Source organism: Brevibacillus sp. AG162 (assembly GCF_006715575.1).
GTDB classification, from domain to species: Bacteria; Bacillota; Bacilli; order Brevibacillales; family Brevibacillaceae; genus Brevibacillus; species Brevibacillus brevis.
On sequence record NZ_VFNO01000015.1, the window covers coordinates 62,541 to 81,031 of the forward strand.

Genomic DNA, 18,491 nt, shown 5'->3' on the forward strand with positions numbered 1-18,491 from the left:
GGGGGCTTTTATCATGACGCACTATGCCAAAAACATGTACGACTTTCACGCGTGGGCGAATCAGACGTTAATCAATCGCTTGAAGGAACTTCCGGAAGGGGTTTACGAGCAGGAGGTCCAAAGCGTTTTCCCGACAGTAGCAAAAGTGATGGAGCATATTTATATGGTAGACCAAGGCTGGATTCTCATATTGCAGGGGATGGACATGCAAGCGGCGCTGAATGAGGCATGGCAGCGGGAAAAGGAATTAACGGGAAAAAGCCTGGAGGAAGTAGAGCGGAAGTATGCCGAGCTGGTCGAGCAATTCAGTGCTTTTCTCAGCCCAGAAGAAGATTTGGAACGGCGCATTGTCCTTGATAATCCGTACACGAGCGTACGCGATACGAGCTTGGCAGAAATCATCATGCAAGTGGTCAATCACGGAACGTATCATCGTGGAAACATAACTGCGATGCTGCGCCAAATGGGGCATCCTTCTGTCATGACCGATTATGCTCTATACTGGTACGCCAACTGACAAGTTCCTGGGGCTGGAAGAGATTTCATTCTTCTGGCCTTGGGCAGTTGACAAGGAAGAATTTTAGTCCTATAATTATCTTAAATTCAAGATATTCATTTTTGTAACATCGTCATCCTACTTCCCCAAGCAGGAACATTTTTAAAAGCTATTATCTTTAAATTAAGATATTAAAAAATGAATGAGATAGAAAAAAATCGAGGAGGAAGTCCCATGAGTGAATTCACTACCCTTGTCAAAAACAGAAGATCGGCAAACAAGTTTCTAACGGATGTAACGATAACACCTGCTGAGATCGATGAAATCATGTCGCTGGTCAAATTCGCGCCATCTGCATTCAACTTGCAGCATGCCCATTATGTAGTTGTCACCGATCCAGAAGCCAAAGAGCGAGTATATGAAGCGGCATATAGACAATATAAGGTGAAAACCGCTTCGGCAGTGGTGCTGGTGTTTGGAGACAAGGACGCGTACCAAAGCGTTGAGCGCATCAATGAAGGTCTGCTTCATTTAGGAATCATGGATCAACGCGAGTACGACCACAACAATGCTTCTGTCAAAACGATGTACGAGTCTGGAGGAGAGCAGTTCAAGCGTGATGAAGCGATCCGCAATGCGAATTTGTCCGCAATGCTGTTCATGCTCGCTGCAAAAGATAAAGGCTGGGATACTTGCCCGATGATCGGATTCGATCCAGCAGCCGTCCAAGAGATAGCAAAGGTTCCGGACAGCTTTGTGCCAGCTTTGATGATCACGATTGGAAAAGAAGATACATCCAGTCAGCGTGTCAGAGGGTATCGCAAGCCCGTTGGAGAGTTCGTGAGCTATAACACATTCCAAGCAAGTAAATAAATTTGAGGAGGCTATTCAAAATGACACAACAAACGGCAGGAATTCACCATATCACGGCTTTTGTCACAAGCGCCCAAAATAACGTTGATTTTTATGCAGGGTTTCTCGGATTGCGCATGGTGAAAAAAACGATCAACTTCGATGCGCCAGATGTGTATCATCTGTACTTCGGGAATGAGGTCGGCAGTCCAGGTACCGCGATCACCTTTTTCCCGTGGGAATCTGGCCGCCGCGGACGCGTTGGCGGTGGGCAGGTTGGCTATACGACTTTCTTGATTCCGGTGGGGGCGTTTTCCTTCTGGGAGGATCGACTGAAAAAATTCGGGATCGAGTACCGCCGCGTGGAGCGTTTTAACGAAACGTATCTGCAATTTACGGACAGAGACGGCTTGCAGCTGGAGATCGTGGAACGTGAAGGCGGTCCAGCGAGCAAATGGTCCTTTGGCGGAGTGCCAGTTGATAAGGCGATCAAAGGTTTCGGCGGAGCGATCTTGTACAGCATGGCTCCAGCCCATACTATGGATGTTCTCGAGAGACTGATGGGTCTGACCAGAGTTGGCGAAGAAAACGGCCTTGTCCGGTTCCAGGCTCACGGCGATTTGGGCAATGTCATTGACGTGAATGCTGAGCCGATACCAAGAGGAGTAGGTGGAGCAGGTACGATCCACCATATTGCATGGCGTGCTATAGATGATCAGGATCACCAACTGTGGCAGCAGCGCGCGGCCGAGTCCGGTCTCCATCCGACAGATATTATTGACCGTCAATATTTCAACGCCATTTACTTCCGCGAGCCGGGCGAGATTTTGTTTGAGATTGCGACTGATCCTCCGGGCTTTGAACGAGATGAGCCATTTGACACATTGGGTGAAAAACTGATGCTCCCTGAGTGGTATGAGCCACGTCGCGCCCAGATTGAGCAAGGCTTGCCACCGATTACAGTCAGAGTGTTGGAGGAAGATAAATAATGAATTTGAAGCATATTTTTCGAAAGGGAACCGATCCAGAAGCACCAACCCTGTTGCTGCTTCACGGAACAGGCGGAGATGAGAACAACCTCTTGCCATTGGCCAATCGCATTTATCCAGGCGCTTCTGTTCTGAGCGTCCGTGGGAATGTTCTCGAAAACGGCATGCCGCGATTCTTCCGACGCTTAGCTGAGGGGGTTTTTGACGAAGAGGATTTGGTCTACCGCACGCAGGAGCTGCATGAGTTTTTGGATCAGGCGGCGGTGACGTATCAGATCGAGCGAGACAATATCGTGGCAGTCGGCTATTCGAACGGGGCGAATATCGCAGGTAGTCTCCTGTTCCATTACCCGAATCCGCTAAAAGGGGCGATTCTTTACCACCCAATGGTTCCACGCCGTGGGATCGCTCTGCCTGATATGTCAGCCATTCCGGTGTTCATCGGAGCGGGCACGAATGATCCGATCTGTACTGCACAAGAGACGGAGGAGCTGAACCGACTACTGACAGAGGCAGGTGCTGACGTGACCGTGCATTGGGATTCGTATGGTCATCAGCTGACGGTGAAGGAAGTAGAGGCTTCGGCTGCGTGGTTTACAGAGATGTTTCGCAAGTAATCGATGAGTAACAAGAGCGGCGGGCCCAGGTGCCTGCCACTTTTTTGTGTGCGCAAACGGTTGTTTTTCCGGGAAAAGAGCATGCTTCCCGCAGATTTAATCAAATGTGTAAGAGTCTTCAAGAGCCAGCCGTATTCGTTCATCTCTTGTTCATATTGCTTCTTTACTATTGATTCCACGTTGATAGGTGCAAGCCATTGACGATTTGCAGGATGGTATACAAGTAAGTATCATTCAAAATAATGAAGCAGGAGAACCAGAGGGCGGAGTAACAAGGGGGCCAGCTTGATGAAACTGACGATTCTGATTGCAGATGACGATCCACATGTACGTGAGCTATTGCGATTTTACTTAGCAAAAGAGGGATACCAGGTCTTGGCTTGTGTGGATGGAAATGAGGCTTCGCAGCTATTGGAACAGGAATCTGTCCAGCTCGCCATCGTGGATGTGATGATGCCAGGCAAAAACGGCTGGGAGTTGTGCCGGGAGATACGGGAATTTTACGACATCCCTGTTATCATGCTAACGGCAAAGGGAGAGGTACGAGATAAGGAAAAAGGTTTTTTGGCGGGGACGGATGATTATTTGACCAAGCCATTTGAGCCTACCGAATTGCTGTACCGCATCAAGGCCTTGCTGCGTCGCTATCAGATGGTCAGCAAACAAATCATCGTCATGAACGATACCGTCATCGATCGGATCAGCCATGTCGTGAAGGTGAAAGAAGAGTTGATTCATTTACCGTTAAAGGAATTTGAACTGCTTGCTCAGCTTGCCAGTTTTCCTGATCGGATTTTTACCCGGGATCAACTGTTGGAGCTCGTGTGGGGTAACGATACGGAGAGCGATAGTCGTACCATCGATGTGCATATTAAGCGGCTGCGAGAGAAATTTACGGAGAAAACAAATGACTTTATCATTTCTACCGTTCGCGGCTTAGGCTACAAGCTGGAGGTACGAGGCACGTGAAATCTCTTTACATCCGGGTCGTTCTTACCTTCGTCGCAATTGTACTGATCAGCGGCACGCTGGGATTTTTGTTGGCAAATGAGTATTATCAACGAAATCTGCGTGCTTACAATGAAAAAAAAATTACGAGCATCGGACAGCAAATGATCGATTTGTACGAGCATAAATCCACACTCGACCTGCCCACCTATATGACCCATGTTGCCAATTTGAATTTTCAGCTGCATCTTGTGGATGAGAATGGCGTAGTAAGCCAATTCGGAGCACCTTTCCGCGATCAGCAGATAGAGCCTGCCATCGTTCAAAAAGTGTTGGCAGGTGAGACCTACAGAGGGATCACAGAAGAACAGCATGGCTTGTTTGTGACCGGATTTTTTGAGAATACATTGAAAAACAGCATTGGCTTGCCGCTTACAGCAGAAGGGAAAAAATACGCCCTGTTTGTGCGGCCAAATATTGAGCAGCAGTTTGGCGAGGTGCACATTATGTTTGCCTTGCTGCTGGCAGCAATGTTTGTACTTAGCTTGATCCTGATCTTGATATTTACCCGTTATTTGGTGAAGCCGATCGAGAAACTGAGCCATGCGACCAAAAAGCTGGCAGAAGGGCAGTACGATATCCACCTGGACATCGCTCGACGGGACGAAATCGGCGATTTGGCCATGAATTTTTCCAGGATGACAGAGTCAATCAAACAACTGGACGAGATGCGCCAAGAGTTTGTCTCCAATGTCTCTCATGAAATCCAGTCGCCATTGACATCAATCCAAGGCTTTTCTCAAGCCATCCGCAGCGGCGGTGTGACAAGGGAACAGCGAGAGATGTACTTGACCATCATCGAAGAGGAGAGCAAACGGCTGTCTTCCTTGAGCAAGCAGCTGTTGACGCTCGCTTCTCTGGACAAAGAGACAGGTCTGTACGAGCCGACACGTTTTCGTCTGGATGAGCAGATCAGGCAAGTCCTCTTAGTTTTAGAGCATCAGTGGCAACAAAAAAAGCTCGCGATGGAGCTGACTTTACCGGAGACCTTTATCGTGGGTGACAAGCAGCTGCTCAATCAAGTATGGATGAACCTGCTTTCGAACAGTATCAAATTCACCTCGAGGTCTGGCTCTATTTACATTGCGATACAAAAGGATACGCGAATCGTCGTGACCATTCGGGATACGGGGATCGGCATGTCAGAAGAAGAGCAGGAGCATGTCTTTGACCGTTTTTACAAAGGAGACAAGTCACGCAATCGAGAAGCGACGGGAAGCGGTCTCGGTCTTTCTATCGTGCAAAAAATTTTGCAGGTCGCAAAAGGCAGCATTCACATTCAAAGCCGTATAGGTGAAGGGACAACGGTCACGGTCAGCCTACCGACGGGTGAACGTGAAGCAAAGGAGTGACTTCCATGAATATCGGCGATCAGGCAGCGGTTTACCCGGAAAACGAGTGTAAACCGCCATGGTTAATCAAATGTTTAAAATGCGGGAGTAACAAAAAAGCCCGAGCATCAGGTAGCTCGGACAATGGTTTTCTGTTCTTTAGCGTGTTCAATCCCCGCAGATATGAGATGGCGTACATGGTCATCATCCAACGAGTAAAAAACAAGCTTTCCTTCTTTGCGATACTTAGCCAGTCCCATGTTGCGCAGAAGCCGCAAATGGTGGGAGGTATTAGCGATCGAGCTTCCGATGATAGCAGCCACATCACAGACACAGAGCTCGTCTTCCATCGAGAGGATGTGAATGATTTTGGCGCGGGTGTCATCGGCCAACGCCTTGAAGATTTTTGCTACCCCTTCTGATTCTGTGGCGAACGGCTTTAACCGATTTACTTTTTCCTCATCAAAACATTGGATTTCACAGATGTCATCCACTGTAACCATCACCTCATGCTCTACAATGTCCTACTATTATAGACATTCGTGGAGAAAGTGAAAAGGAAAAACGACATTTTCATGGCAGTGTAGTGTCCCTCTCTGTTTTCGTGTAAGATGAACATGATCCAAGAAATGGGGAGAGAATACCATGAGTGCGCAACCAAAGTGCCCGAAGTGCCGTTCTGCGAAAATCGATTTGACGGAATCGATCAATAAGCCATTATACATAACCATATATGCAGCGGTTTTGGCAGTGCTTGCCTTGATCGGCATTTCGGTGAAAGGGACTCCTGTCATCTTTTTGTTCCTCGGACTGTCAGGCGCCTTTATCCTGTTTGCCGTTCGTCTTGCCTTAGAAAAGCGTAAAGTAATCAAGTGCATCTGTCTGGACTGTGGGGAGCGTTGGCAGACCACCCCAACACCAGTAGAAGCCCGTACCAAGTAACAAGACTCCTAGAAATAGGGGTCTTGTTCTTTATTCTCGATCTGTAAAAAAATGGGCGAAATATTCAAATCAATTCTTGAACGTACCAGAAGGATACGATAATATAATAATTAAATATTTGTTTGAATGTTTGTGGATTGATTTCATTCGAAGCTGGGCAAAATAGATGCTTGGAAAAAGGTGAGAACAGATGGCAGAAGAACGAAAAAAAGATGAGTGTTGCAGTGGGCATCAATGCGGCAGTGAGCATAAGCATGCTGGTAAAAATCTCACGGTTCTCGAGTCTGCGGCTGCGGCAACAGAAAGCGCAGGCATTCTTTCTTCACAGGCTGTTGTCTATCGCGTGACAGGTATGGATTGCAGTTCGTGCGCCAAATCGCTGGAAAAGCACATGCAGACGTTGTCAGCAGTAAAAGAGGTAAACGTGAACTTTTCCACGGGTAAAATGCAGCTCGTCGCAGATGGGCTGGGTGCCGATGTGGTGGTCAAAGAAGTCGCCAAGGCCGGGTACAGTGCCATGCTGCTTACGAGACGTACCGCCAAAGCAATACCGAAAACGGATCAAGCAGGGACGGTACTGACGACGATTTCCGGTGTGTTGTTGGCTCTCGGTTTTCTAGGTTCCTTGTCGCCAAGCGTATCTCCACTCGTCGTGACTGTGCTCTATGCGTTGTCGATCATAAGTGGCGGCTACCGACCTGCGCGCAGTGCTTTTTACGCGATGAAAAGCGGTTCACTGGATATGAACGTATTGATGTCTGTTGCGGCTATAGGAGCAGCCTTAATCGGTGAGTGGCTGGAGGGCGCGACGGTCGTCTGGCTCTTTTCCATCGGAAACTTGCTGCAGACAAAGTCGATTGAAAAAACGCGTGACTCCATACGCAATCTGATGGATTTGGCTCCGCCCGAGGCATGGGTCAAGGTAGGGGAGTCTCTTACCCGCAAGCCAGTTGAGGACATCGCTGTCGGCCAAGTCATCGTAGTGAAGCCGGGAGAGAAAATCCCGCTGGATGGTGTGATTGTACACGGGACATCGAGCGTCAATCAGGCTCCGATTACAGGTGAGTCGATTCCCGTAGATAAGCTGGTCGGCGACAGTGTTTTTGCAGGGAGTGTCAACGAAAGCGGCGCGGTGGAGATCCAGGTAACAAAGCTGGTGGAGGATACGGCGATTGCCAGAATCATTCATCTCGTGGAGGAAGCGCAGGAGAAAAAAGCGCCTACTCAGGCGTTCGTCGACAAATTCGCTGCGATCTACACGCCAATCGTGCTCGTGCTTGCTTTGTTCGTGATCGTATTCCCGCCATTACTCGGACTCGGTACTTGGGGAGAATGGTTTTACAGAGGTCTTGAGCTGCTGGTTGTTGCTTGCCCGTGCGCACTGGTTATTTCCACGCCAGTTGCGATTGTGTCCGCGATTGGAAATGCCGCGAGAAACGGCGTCCTGATCAAGGGCGGTACGTTTTTGGAAAAGGCTGGGGCGATTACGGCAATTGCCTTCGATAAAACAGGCACATTGACGGAAGGAAAACCACAGGTTGCAGCTGTTATCGAGATGGAGGGAAGCGAAGACGAAGTAGTGTCGATCGCCAGAACGATTGAAGAGCGTTCTTCCCATCCGATTGCACAAGCGATCCTGACCTATGCGAAACAAAAGCAGGTTGCTTCCCAGAGTGGGCAAAATTTCAAGGCGATCGTCGGAAAAGGGGCGAGCGCTGTCATCGGAGCCGAAACATTTTATGCAGGGAAGCCCGCCCTGTTTCAAGAGCTGGGAGTCGATCTCTCGGCATGGCAAACGAAAATCGAGTCGTTGCAGAGCGAGGGACATACACTGGTAGTTATCGGTACCGCAACGAAATTGATCGGGATGATTGCCGTTGCCGACACCATTCGAGCGATTACAGTTAGTGCCATTGGCAAGCTCAAGGCCGCAGGAATCGAAGACATCGTGATGCTGACTGGTGACAATGCGGGTACGGCGAAAAAGGTAGCGAGTCAGACTGGTGTGAACCGTTATTTTGCAGAGCTGCTGCCACAAGATAAGGTTGAGGCAGTCAAGCGACTGCAGCAAGAAGGCAAGGTCGTCGCCATGGTGGGGGACGGAATCAACGATGCGCCTGCTCTCGCATCAGCTGATTTGGGGATTGCCATGGGTGGAGCTGGCACCGATACGGCAATGGAAACCGCGGATATCGTACTGATGGCTGACAATCTCGAAAAGCTGCCGCACACGATGAAGGTCAGCAGAAAAGCACTCACGATTATCAAGCAAAACATCTGGTTTTCGATCATCGTAAAGCTGGTCGCACTCGTGCTGATATTCCCAGGCTATCTAACCTTGTGGCTGGCGGTGCTCAGTGACACGGGAGCCGCCTTGCTGGTCATCTTAAACAGCATGAGACTCTTGCGAATGAAGGACTAAATAATAAAGGGAGATGAGCTGTCAAAGCTCTCTCCCTTTTCTTGTGAATAGGTTTACACCAAGACGCCGCCGCCGTATCTTTCGAATTCTTTCTGGGTGCAAGCGACAAAGTGACCGCGCTCAATTTCACGCAAGACGCGTTCTTCCCCTTGATCTCGCAAATATTCCTGATCATCGAAAACGATGCGCTTACGGTTGCGCTCATAATCAGGGTCTGGCAATGGAATTGCCGAGAGCAACGATTTGGTGTACGGATGAATCGGATTCTCGTACAGGCGATTGCTTTCTGCCAGCTCTACAATACGTCCGCGGTACATGACACCAATGCGGTCACTGATGTATTTGACCATGGACAGGTCATGGGCGATGAACAGATAGGTCAGGCCTTTTTCTTTTTGCAGGCGTTTGAGCAGGTTAATGACCTGCGCCTGAATGGATACGTCGAGGGCAGAGATCGGTTCATCGGCAATGATGAATTCCGGATCAACAGCCAATGCCCGTGCAATCCCGATCCGTTGGCGCTGTCCGCCGCTGAACTCATGCGGGTAACGGTTTGCGTGCTCGCGGTTGAGGCCAACAGTTTCCAACAGCTCGTGAACCTTGGCGATGCGTGCTTCCTTGGTCGCCAGACGATGAATGTCCAGACCTTCCGCAATAATATCGGATACGGTCAGACGTGGATTCAACGATGAGTACGGGTCTTGGAAAATCATCTGGATTTTGCGGTTGAGCCATTTCTTTTCTTCGAGTGTTTTCTTTCCGTGTACACTTTGTCCATTGAACAAGACTTCTCCGCCAGTTGCATCGTACAGGCGAAGGATGGTTCGTCCTGTGGTGGATTTACCGCAACCGGATTCACCTACAAGACCGAAGATTTCCCCTTTGTAGATGTCAAAGGTGATACCATCTACAGCTTTCAGCGTATGACCATTCCCGAGGTCAAAATGCTGTTTCAAATCTTTGACTTCAACCAGCTTCTCACGGTTCTCGTAGTTGAACGTTTTTTTGGTGCTTACTGGAGAATCAACGGCAGCATCATCAGAATTCACCTTTCTTCTCACAGCGGAAGCAGGTGGCTTGATGTCCGGTGCCATTTCATGCAAGAGCCATGTTGCCGCATAGTGCGTGTCGGAGATTTTGAACATCGGTGGTTCATATTCCAGATCGACCTTCAACGCAAATGGGTTACGAGCCGCGAATGCATCACCTACAGGTGGCTTGAACATGTCAGGCGGCGAACCAGGAATGGACATCAGCTCGTCATCGCTGGCATCGAGGCTAGGCATGGAACCTAATAGACCCCATGTATAAGGATGCTTAGGATCGTAGAAAATTTCATCGACTTTACCGATTTCCACAATTTTACCTGCATACATAACCGCTACACGGTCTGCCATGTTGGCTACGACACCGAGGTCATGCGTAATAAAGATGATCGAGGTACCCATCTTCTTTTGCAGTTCCTTCAGCAGCTCCAAAATCTGCGCTTGAATCGATACGTCCAGAGCAGTTGTCGGCTCATCGGCGATGATAATTTTTGGATTGCAGGCCAGTGCGATGGCAATGACAATCCGTTGGCGCATCCCACCAGAAAACTGGTGCGGGTACTGATCGACACGTTCTTTGGCAAATGGAATCCCTACCATTTCCAACAGTTCAATAGCACGGGTGCGCGCTTCTGCACGGTTCAGCTTTTGGTGCTTGATGAAGCTCTCCATGATTTGGTTCCCGATAGTCATCGTGGGATTCAAGGAAGTCATCGGGTCTTGGAAGATCATCGAGATATCGCGACCGCGAACATCCTGCATTTCTTTTTCGGAAAGCGTAACCAAATCTCTTCCTTCAAAAAGAACTTGTCCTTTTGGAATGCGTCCAGGAGGAGAAGGAATGAGGCGCATAAGTGCTTGGGAGGTGACGGATTTACCGGAACCTGATTCACCAACAATCGCCAGTGTTTCACCTTTTTCCAGATCGAAGGAGACGCCCCGTACTGCTTTGACTTCACCTGCATACGTATCGAATGACACATGCAAATCTTTTACTTCTAACACTTTTCCCATATCATCATCCCTTTCGAGCATGCTTTGTCGTGATTAACCCTCCATGTATATCTAACAATCTCTCTAGTAGGAATTTTTACGAAAATGAAAATCATTATCATCATTATACTATATTCATTAATTGTTGTTAAAAAATTTTTTTTGGGAACTGACTTCGACAACCGTTCTACTATCGTTGCCATATGATAGCGGAGACATGCAGGCTGTGAGGGGAGAGACAAAGGAGAATAGTCGCAAACTGTGGAAATGATTAGAAGAAAAGTTTTCAATCCAAGGGGAGCGAAACCGTACATGTCCAAAGCCGATAATATGCTCTCCATTTTGTGGCTGTTGAAGACCGGCAAGCGAATGACAGCCAAGCAATTGGCAGAGATTCTCGAGATCAATATTCGCACCGTTTATCGCTATATTGATTCACTGTGCGCGAGCGGTGTACCCATCATTTCCGATGCCGGACACAATGGTGGCTATAGTTTACTTCAGCATTTCAATGAAGCTCCGTTGTTTTTCGACCTCAACGAGCAAAAAGCCCTGATTCATGCAGCGGCATTTGCCCAAGAGGCAGGTTATCCCTTCGGAGCAGATTTACACCGGGCCATTTCCAAGCTAAAACGTTACACAAATGAAGAGCAGCGTGACGCGATTGACCGACATAGTATCGGCTTCGAGGTGATCCAGCCTCCTGTTGATCCTTCTCTCGAATCTACCCTACAGGAACTGGAGCTGTCTGTTGCCAATGGGTACACTCTGTCGATCGAGTATCAGAAAGCCTACCAGACAACGAGACAGAGGCGTCATATCGATCCATACGGGCTCGTTTATTGGAAAGGGAACTGGTATATCGTTGCCTATTGTCATCTCCGCAGTACCATTCGCAGCTTTCGTGCAGATCGTGTCCATGAGATCCAGCGTACAGAAGCCAGCTTTCAACGCCCTCCTGAATTTTCTGCGCGTCATTTTTTTCTCTCGAATTTACTGCCGGAAGCAGATAAGCAGGGCAACACCATTTTGATCAAGGTAAAAGGAAGGCCACAGTCACTCGCTGATTTGTGCGGGCATTGGTATCTCGGACATACCGTGTTCGAGCGCAGCAAGGCACAGGTGATCTTCCAAGTAGATGAGCAAATGGCCCATTCGATCCTTCCTCATTATCTTTTGCCATACGGAAAATCCATTCAAGTGGAAGAGCCAGCTTTTGTAAAAGAGCGATTGGCTGCCATCGCTGCCGATTTATTTCAGTTTTATCAGTCGACGTGAATTCACTGACTATTTTTGTCAGTAGAGTTGATTTATATTGAAAGCAAAGAAGAGATGGAAAAAGTGAATGGAGGCAGATTGATTATGAAGCATGAAGCATTGCGTTTGTACGACTATCATGTTTGGGCAAACGAAAAGGTATTCGAGCGGTTGCAGGAGGTACCAGAGGAAGTAAGTGAGCAGGAGGTTCCGAGTGTGTTTCCGACCATCACCCAGACATTGGCTCACATTCTCAAAACGGATTATGTTTGGTTGTTGGCAATGAAGGGGGAGAGCTACGAAGAGGTAGGACCAAAAGTAGCGGTTCTCTTGCAGGAATTAAAAGGGAAGAACATACACGAGCTGCGAAAACTGTTTGCCGAATCAGCCCAGCAGTTCAGAGATTTCTTCGGGCAAATCTCGATGGAAGACACCTCGCCTTATACGCACCCAGCATTGGGCACGGTTCATGCACGCTATGCCGACATCGTCCAACACGTCGCCAACCACGGAACCTACCACCGAGGCAATATCTCCGCCATGCTCAGACAAATGGGACACGCGGGAGCTTCCTCCGATTACATTTTTTATTTGTTCGAGACTTCTGCGGTAGAGCAATAGATTTTAAAATATGCAACCTAAATCCTGAACGGGAGTATTATAAGCGAAGAAAAGTGAGTGAAGCAATTGAAAGATGCTTTTTCTGTAGATAAGGCATATCATTTTTGACTTAACGAGTAGGACGATATCTACGACCTTTGTACCGAAAAATAAAACCAATTTGAGCGAGATAACATAATTATAAAGAGAAATAAGAAAAACAAGGGAAGTTCTATCCCTTGTTTTTCTTATTTCTGATCTAGACCTTTTAAAAGATATAACAATCCAATACCTAAAAGTATTCCGCCTATTAATTGATAGGAGAATATGAAATTATCCATCAATCGCAAGTATTCCGTGGTATCGAAGCTATTAAATCCAGAGATATACACGAACGCTGCTTCTCTTCCCATAATTGAACTCTCACGAATGAGATACCAACCAGTAATGCCAAGTATTAAAGCTAGTCCTTTTTGTACAATTTGAGGAATGGACATGTTTTCTCCTTTCCTAATTTCTTATCTTCACGATATAGACATCGTATGCATCACTTTCTGTAGGATAGTATACATTAAAACCGCCATAAGCGGGATGCTTGAATTTATAGACATCTGTATTGTTATACGTTAAAACTTGTCCGTAATGCTTTGCTGGGATATCTACAGGGATACTTATTGTATACGTATGTGTGCTCGTATATTCAAGACCTACTTGAGCTTTGAATACTTTAGGAAAATCGGCAGAAACAGAAGCAGAAGTCTTAGTGCTTCTTTGTTCCGAAAAATCAAATTTAACGCCTTTTACAGGAACGTCACTATGGTTATTTACTTTTTTCTCTTTGAAAAAATGCTGGATATTACCATGATAGCCGGTATAGGTATACCCATACATCAAAGATGCATTTTTTTCTTCACTTAATTGTTGCTGGTTTTCAAGTGTAGTTGCTTTAGAATATTTTTTCTTTTGAAAAATTTCAGCATCCATTTCGCTCTCGAAATAATAAACATTTGCAGTTTGGCCATCTGATGTTTGAACTTTTTCGATTTTATAGGGTTGGGCTGATTTAGCAGAAACTCCACTGCTAAAAACTGATGTTGAAATTAAAGTAGCTACAGCCAAAAACAGCAATCCTTTTTTCATAATTAACACCTCATTTTTCTAATTTATATATATTTTACCATATATTTCTAAATTAATAATTTTATAGAATTTTCAAAAAAACAGCACTGCTTTATAATACGTGCGGGATTTGAGTGAAAAGGGGGGATATAGTGCCAATGTGAGTATTTCTTTCAATTCTCTATCGCTGATGGTCTACTAATGTTTGGATGTCTTTGATTGTGGTAAGAAAAGACAGGCAGGAGAAGCCCCTTTTTACGGTTGTCCTCTAGTTGAGAAACTGATAGGAGAGATAATCGAGTCGGAATGACAGGGTCTCCCCAATACAAATGGTCAAAGAAGAATCCGACCACCATCGGATTCTTCTAATGGGTAATTAGCTTGTGTAGATTTTTTTACTTTGGCCTGCATAATCTACTAACATTCCAGTCTATTGCTGGTTCCAGCAGACTGTAACAGTCCTAAAAACTCCAGCCAGGGGCGGTTCCAAGAGAACAAGTCAGTGGGAATACAATCCGTTGTATCAAGGGGTACGCTAAGCGCCGGCGGCAATATCCTGCTTTGCTGTCCTAAACACGCACAGGGGGCTTTTAAGGATTCATCGTCCGAGCAATTCGCCCTTCTAGCCCATTCAAGAACTGACTAATGTTCGGCTTTGCGGCTCCTATGATGCCTTCACCAGGCTTGCCGGGTTCAAAGATCACGTCATTGTTTTTAGCGACCTCGCTCAAGTAATCCTTGACGATCCGTCCTGTTTTCGTAGCCTCATATTTCTTGGTAAAGTTCTGATATTCTTCCTTGACGTCCGGGCGCAGTTTCATTGTTGCTTCGTCAATTGCATCATAACGGTAATCAGACAAGTATGCTTTGAGATAGTCGATATAGAGCGTACGGAGCTTCACTGCACGTGGGCTGCTGCGATAGTTGACCAAATACTCTTCGACTTCAACCATTCTCGGGCCGAGCCCGGCTCGCGTGATTTGCAACCCGCCGTCCCCCAAATACGGTTTGCCCGTTTCCGTTTCTTGAATGGACAAGTAGTCCTTCCCTTCCTCATCGAGCGAAGCAGCATATTTTTGCAGTGCTTTGTAATCCACTTGCCAGTAGAAGGACATGTCGTTCGTTGCCTTTAAAACGAGTCCGCCCTCTGTTTGATTGAGGAGCCATTGCTTGAAGCTGTCATCGCCTTTTAGTTTGTTGAAATCATATGGGTATTGCAGGGCGTATAGCTTATCCGCATTTCCCGGCTGGGCGAGGAGTGCCTTGAAGTTATCGTTTATCGTAGGTAGATGTTTTTCATAGTACTGATCAAGTGCAAAAAATAATTGATCGGCAGTTTTCGTGTCCGTTTTCGCCAGATGCTGATCCAAAAAGGCAGTTAGCTCATTCGCTTCCTTGGCTTGCGCAGCTAGTACGGTGAACTGCTTGAGCAAATCATCCGCTGGCTTTTCGCCTTTTGCTGCATCAGCAGGAGACTTCTCTGTGTTTTCAGTTGCAGGTGGGGCAGGGTCTTTTACCGTCAGTTGATCAGAGGCAGAGGTGCACCCTGTCACAAAAGTAATCGCGACAAGGGTAGAGATAACATATCGTTTCATATCTTCATTTCACTCCGTAATGTTGAATGGTTTCAGTTGATAAATCGTTGTAAATACTTGGGACAGGCTGAAAATCGAAAGAGCGAGCCGCTGTCCATTGGGCGACCAGGATAGCTGCGCTGCAATAGGCGTCCTTTGACACTTTTCGCAAAGCTTCCTCGCCGTCTGCTGCTGTTTCTACTTGGAATCCCTCGCGCACAAGCGCATAAGCAATCGCACTCACGATTGTCTGTTCGTCGTCCGCGACGACAACCTTGCATTCCACGGACACTCCCTCCCGTCCTTCCCTTTCTATTGGTACGTACGATACCACGTTCAAGTTATCGGTTCAAATCGATCAAATATTCCTGATAGGAAGCAAGCGTCACTTTTGATATACTTTCTCTATTGTGATAATGAGAATGATTATCAATATTTGCATAGAGGATCGGGCAGAGGTGAGAACATGAACGAAACACAAGCCTTGGTTCAACAATTCACGGAGAAGACCATGGCAGAAGCCATTTTTAAGCTGCGTGACATTACATGGTTCAAAGCACAGGGACATGACCGACTACGCCAGCAATTCACTCATTCGCATATTTTGCTGGTCGTAACCGGGGGACGCGGGCGCCTGCGATTGGAGAACGAGGAGTACCAATTGCGGCAGGACGCGATTTACGTATGTCCTCCCATGCTTACGTTTGGCATCGTCCCAGATTCGGCTGATCATTTGGAGATGTACATGCTTCGTTTTGATGTCTTTATGGAAACGAGAGACAGACATCTGCGCTTCCAAGCCCTTCGGGAAAAGCACCTGTTTCCTTTTCGGGGAGAGATCTCTGTCCAATCGGCAGGGCAGCTGCCTGTCTATTGTGATTTGATCCAGAATCTATGGAAGCAGGAGACGGCGCTCGATCGTTTTCGAGGCCAACATACTTTTCAAGAGCTATGGTACCACATCGTCAAGCATGCTCATTTCTCGGCCACAGATTCTGGAATGGCGCTGGAGCGGGCACGCGCACATATGGAAGAGCATTACTCGGAAAATGTGACGATTGAACAGCTGGCTCGCATCGCAGAGGTGAGTCCCAAATATTTCGTCGATCTGTTCAAAAAAACGTATGGCATCTCAGCGATGGACTATTTGGCAGAGCTTCGCATCAGCCGGGCGAAGCAGATGATGGTGCAGTCGCATGCCAAGCTGCGCGATATCGCTCATCAAGTGGGCTACAACGACGAATTTTACTTTAGTCGAAAATTCAAGAAAGCTGTTGGTGTTTCACCTACTCTCTATATGAAAAGCCGCCAACGAAAAATTGCGGCTTACGGCTCGACTATCATCGGGCATTTGCTGGCTTTGAAAATGATTCCTTACGCGGCGCCACTGCACCCGAAATGGACGGCTTACTATCATCACACCTATCGAAACGATATCCCGGTACATCTGAGCGCGTTTCGAATTAATCAGAATTGGAAAGCCAATATCGAAATGCTTCGCGATTCCAAGCCGGACGTCATCATTGGCTTGGACGAGACGAGTTTGCAGGAACAGAAGCAACTGAATGAGATTGCGCCCACCTTGTATGTACCCTTTGAAGAGCAGGGATGGAAAGAACAACTGCGGCTCATGGCAGACTTTTTGGGCGAGTCCGTAGAAGCGCATCATTGGCTTTGCGAGTATGAGAAAAAGGTGAAGAGGGCCCGGGCAAAGCTTCATCACGTTCTGGGAGATGAAACAGTGCTCATTGTACGGATTTTAAAAAACCAGCTCTATGTCCACTGCAATCGCAGTATGAATGAAGTGTTTTATCAAGATCTGCAAGTCAAACCTGCTTTGGTTTCGGAGCAGAAGGAGTACGATCAGCTTGTGACCGTACAGGAATTGGCTGCGCTCGCGCCAGATCGCTTGCTGCTGTTGGTTTGCCAAGAGGCGGAAACGCTGGCATGCTTCCAAGCTTTGAAAGCATCGGGACCTTGGCAAGAGATCGAAGCAGTCCGCAACAATCGGGCGCATGTCATTATGTCGGACCCTTGGCGAGAATACTCGGCAACAGCTCATGAACGGATCGTGGAAGAGAGTGTGAGATTGTTTTCAGGAGATCGTCCATGTTGATTCTGGATTTCGTCCATGGTCGGGCATGAGTGGATGCTTTATAATCACGAATGATAATCGTTATCACTCGAATGAGTGAAACCTTACATTTCTGAGAGGGGTCTTTCAAGAATGAAAAAGATATACCTAGGCTTGAGCATTGCGGCGCTGACATTGGCTCTGACAGCGTGCGGCGGAGGAAAAGAAGCAGCGAATAACACGACTGCAACTACTTCAGCACCTGCGACAACAGCTACAGCAGAAAAGCCGGCCGATGAAGCTAATAAAGCAGAAACGCGCACGATTAAATATTTGGATAAAGAATACACCGTTCCTAGCAAAACAGAGAGAATCGTCATTGCAGGCAGCATGGAGTCCATGGAAGATTCCCTTGTATTGAACGTAAACCCGGTAGGAGCGATTTCTGTCGGCGGCAAATTCCCGGAGATGTTTACACCGATTACGGGTGAAGCCAAATCCATCGGGGAAAAGATGCAACCGAATCTGGAAACCATCTTGTCCTTGAAACCGGACGTTATTATGGGCAGCAGCAAGTTCCCGCCAGAAGTGGTGGAGAAATTGAACAAAATTGCGCCTACCTTCCCAGTTTCCCACATTTCGACCAACTGGGAAGCGAATCTCCAGCTGTTGGGTGAGCTGACCGGCAAACAAGCGGAAGCAGAAAAAGCGCTCCAAGCGTACAAAGCAGAGGCAGAAGCAGCCAAAGCGAAGCTGGGCGAGAGCTTGAAGGATAAAAAAGTGCTTGCGATTCGTCTGCGTCAAGGCAACATCGGCATCTATCCGGATAAGGTGTTCTTCAATCCGGTTCTGTACGCAGACCTTGGTTTAACTGCTCCTGCAGAAGTAAAAGCGGCGAAAGCGCAAGAAATCATCTCGATGGAAAAATTCAGCCAGATCAACCCGGACTATTTGTTCGTCCAGTTCTCCCCGGATGAGAATAAGGACAATCCGAAAGCATTGGAAGATTTGCAGAACAACCCGATTTGGAAGAGCGTGAATGCAGTGAAAAACGGCAAAGTTTACGTAAACGTGGTTGATCCTCTTGCACAAGGCGGTACAGCTTGGAGCAAAACACAATTCTTGAAGGCGGCTGTAGAAAAATTGTCTGCCAAGTAAGAGTGGGCGAGGT

18 protein-coding genes are annotated in these 18,491 nt (G+C 47.4%); 12 read left to right on the top strand and 6 right to left on the bottom strand.

Features of this window, described 5'->3' with window-relative positions:
* Positions 1–13: 13 nt before the first annotated feature.
* The 6 genes from FB479_RS28780 (at position 14) to FB479_RS28805 (ending at position 5,314) form a co-directional block, all read left to right on the top strand.
* Complete coding sequence (locus FB479_RS28780; protein WP_142067515.1) at positions 14–517, top strand: DinB family protein; 504 nt, start codon at positions 14–16, stop codon at positions 515–517.
* A gap of 213 nt (positions 518–730) precedes the next feature.
* Positions 731–1,369, top strand: coding sequence for a nitroreductase family protein (locus tag FB479_RS28785; RefSeq protein ID WP_142067516.1), 639 nt, complete (start codon positions 731–733; stop codon positions 1,367–1,369).
* A gap of 20 nt (positions 1,370–1,389) precedes the next feature.
* Entirely contained in the window at positions 1,390–2,337 is a 948-nt protein-coding gene (locus FB479_RS28790; protein ID WP_106657391.1) for a ring-cleaving dioxygenase, read from the top strand.
* Positions 2,337–2,954, top strand: a complete 618-nt coding sequence (locus FB479_RS28795) for an alpha/beta hydrolase (RefSeq protein WP_142067517.1) — start codon at positions 2,337–2,339, stop codon at positions 2,952–2,954. Before FB479_RS28790 ends, FB479_RS28795 begins: the two co-directional genes overlap by 1 nt.
* 288 nt (positions 2,955–3,242) lie before the next feature.
* Positions 3,243–3,923, top strand: a complete 681-nt coding sequence (locus FB479_RS28800; protein WP_142067518.1) for a response regulator transcription factor — start codon at positions 3,243–3,245, stop codon at positions 3,921–3,923.
* Positions 3,920–5,314, top strand: coding sequence for a sensor histidine kinase (locus tag FB479_RS28805; RefSeq protein WP_142067519.1), 1,395 nt, complete (start codon positions 3,920–3,922; stop codon positions 5,312–5,314). The genes FB479_RS28800 and FB479_RS28805 overlap by 4 nt, the downstream gene beginning before the upstream one ends.
* Before the next feature lie 107 nt (positions 5,315–5,421).
* Here the strand turns inward: FB479_RS28805 and FB479_RS28810 are convergent, their stop codons facing one another.
* On the bottom strand, positions 5,422–5,796 hold the full coding sequence (locus tag FB479_RS28810) for an ArsR/SmtB family transcription factor (RefSeq protein WP_035290894.1): 375 nt from the start codon (positions 5,794–5,796) through the stop codon (positions 5,422–5,424).
* A gap of 142 nt (positions 5,797–5,938) precedes the next feature.
* Here FB479_RS28810 and FB479_RS28815 point away from each other — a divergent pair, with 142 nt between their 5' ends.
* Complete coding sequence (locus tag FB479_RS28815) at positions 5,939–6,235, top strand: hypothetical protein (RefSeq protein WP_142067520.1); 297 nt, start codon at positions 5,939–5,941, stop codon at positions 6,233–6,235.
* A gap of 190 nt (positions 6,236–6,425) precedes the next feature.
* Positions 6,426–8,657 carry a heavy metal translocating P-type ATPase gene (locus FB479_RS28820; protein WP_142067521.1) on the top strand — a complete coding sequence of 744 codons (2,232 nt, stop codon included), beginning with the start codon at positions 6,426–6,428 and terminating at the stop codon, positions 8,655–8,657.
* Positions 8,658–8,710: 53 nt separating this feature from the next.
* On the opposite strand, the gene FB479_RS31180 is transcribed toward FB479_RS28820, so the two are convergent.
* Positions 8,711–10,717 carry an ABC transporter ATP-binding protein gene (locus tag FB479_RS31180; protein ID WP_142067522.1) on the bottom strand — a complete coding sequence of 669 codons (2,007 nt, stop codon included), beginning with the start codon at positions 10,715–10,717 and terminating at the stop codon, positions 8,711–8,713.
* Positions 10,718–11,008: 291 nt separating this feature from the next.
* Between FB479_RS31180 and FB479_RS28830 the strand changes: the two genes are divergently transcribed.
* Together FB479_RS28830 and FB479_RS28835 are read left to right on the top strand one after the other, a co-directional pair.
* A complete protein-coding gene (locus tag FB479_RS28830; RefSeq protein ID WP_142067523.1) occupies positions 11,009–11,974 on the top strand; it encodes a helix-turn-helix transcriptional regulator in 966 nt (321 codons plus the stop codon).
* A gap of 84 nt (positions 11,975–12,058) precedes the next feature.
* The gene (locus tag FB479_RS28835; RefSeq protein ID WP_142067524.1) at positions 12,059–12,574 is read left to right on the top strand and encodes a DinB family protein; all 516 of its coding nucleotides are present in this window, start codon (positions 12,059–12,061) and stop codon (positions 12,572–12,574) included.
* A 227-nt stretch (positions 12,575–12,801) separates the two neighbouring features.
* Here FB479_RS28835 and FB479_RS28840 read toward each other — a convergent pair whose 3' ends face one another.
* The 4 genes from FB479_RS28840 to FB479_RS31340 all read right to left on the bottom strand — a co-directional run bounded on the left by FB479_RS28840 (position 12,802) and on the right by FB479_RS31340 (position 15,532).
* Positions 12,802–13,050: a hypothetical protein gene (locus FB479_RS28840; RefSeq protein WP_106657384.1), complete on the bottom strand. Its 249-nt coding sequence runs from the start codon at positions 13,048–13,050 to the stop codon at positions 12,802–12,804.
* Positions 13,051–13,063: 13 nt separating this feature from the next.
* Positions 13,064–13,693: a hypothetical protein gene (locus FB479_RS28845; RefSeq protein ID WP_174769448.1), complete on the bottom strand. Its 630-nt coding sequence runs from the start codon at positions 13,691–13,693 to the stop codon at positions 13,064–13,066.
* A 569-nt stretch (positions 13,694–14,262) separates the two neighbouring features.
* Positions 14,263–15,267: an ATP-binding protein gene (locus tag FB479_RS28850; protein ID WP_142067525.1), complete on the bottom strand. Its 1,005-nt coding sequence runs from the start codon at positions 15,265–15,267 to the stop codon at positions 14,263–14,265.
* Between the two features lie 4 nt (positions 15,268–15,271).
* Positions 15,272–15,532, bottom strand: a complete 261-nt coding sequence (locus tag FB479_RS31340; RefSeq protein ID WP_483297514.1) for a response regulator — start codon at positions 15,530–15,532, stop codon at positions 15,272–15,274.
* A gap of 180 nt (positions 15,533–15,712) precedes the next feature.
* On the opposite strand from FB479_RS31340, the gene FB479_RS28860 reads away from it, so the two are divergent.
* Together FB479_RS28860 and FB479_RS28865 are read left to right on the top strand one after the other, a co-directional pair.
* A complete protein-coding gene (locus FB479_RS28860; protein WP_142067526.1) occupies positions 15,713–17,362 on the top strand; it encodes an AraC family transcriptional regulator in 1,650 nt (549 codons plus the stop codon).
* Positions 17,363–17,473: 111 nt separating this feature from the next.
* Positions 17,474–18,478: an ABC transporter substrate-binding protein gene (locus FB479_RS28865; RefSeq protein ID WP_106657381.1), complete on the top strand. Its 1,005-nt coding sequence runs from the start codon at positions 17,474–17,476 to the stop codon at positions 18,476–18,478.
* The last annotated feature ends 13 nt before the right edge of the window (positions 18,479–18,491 follow it).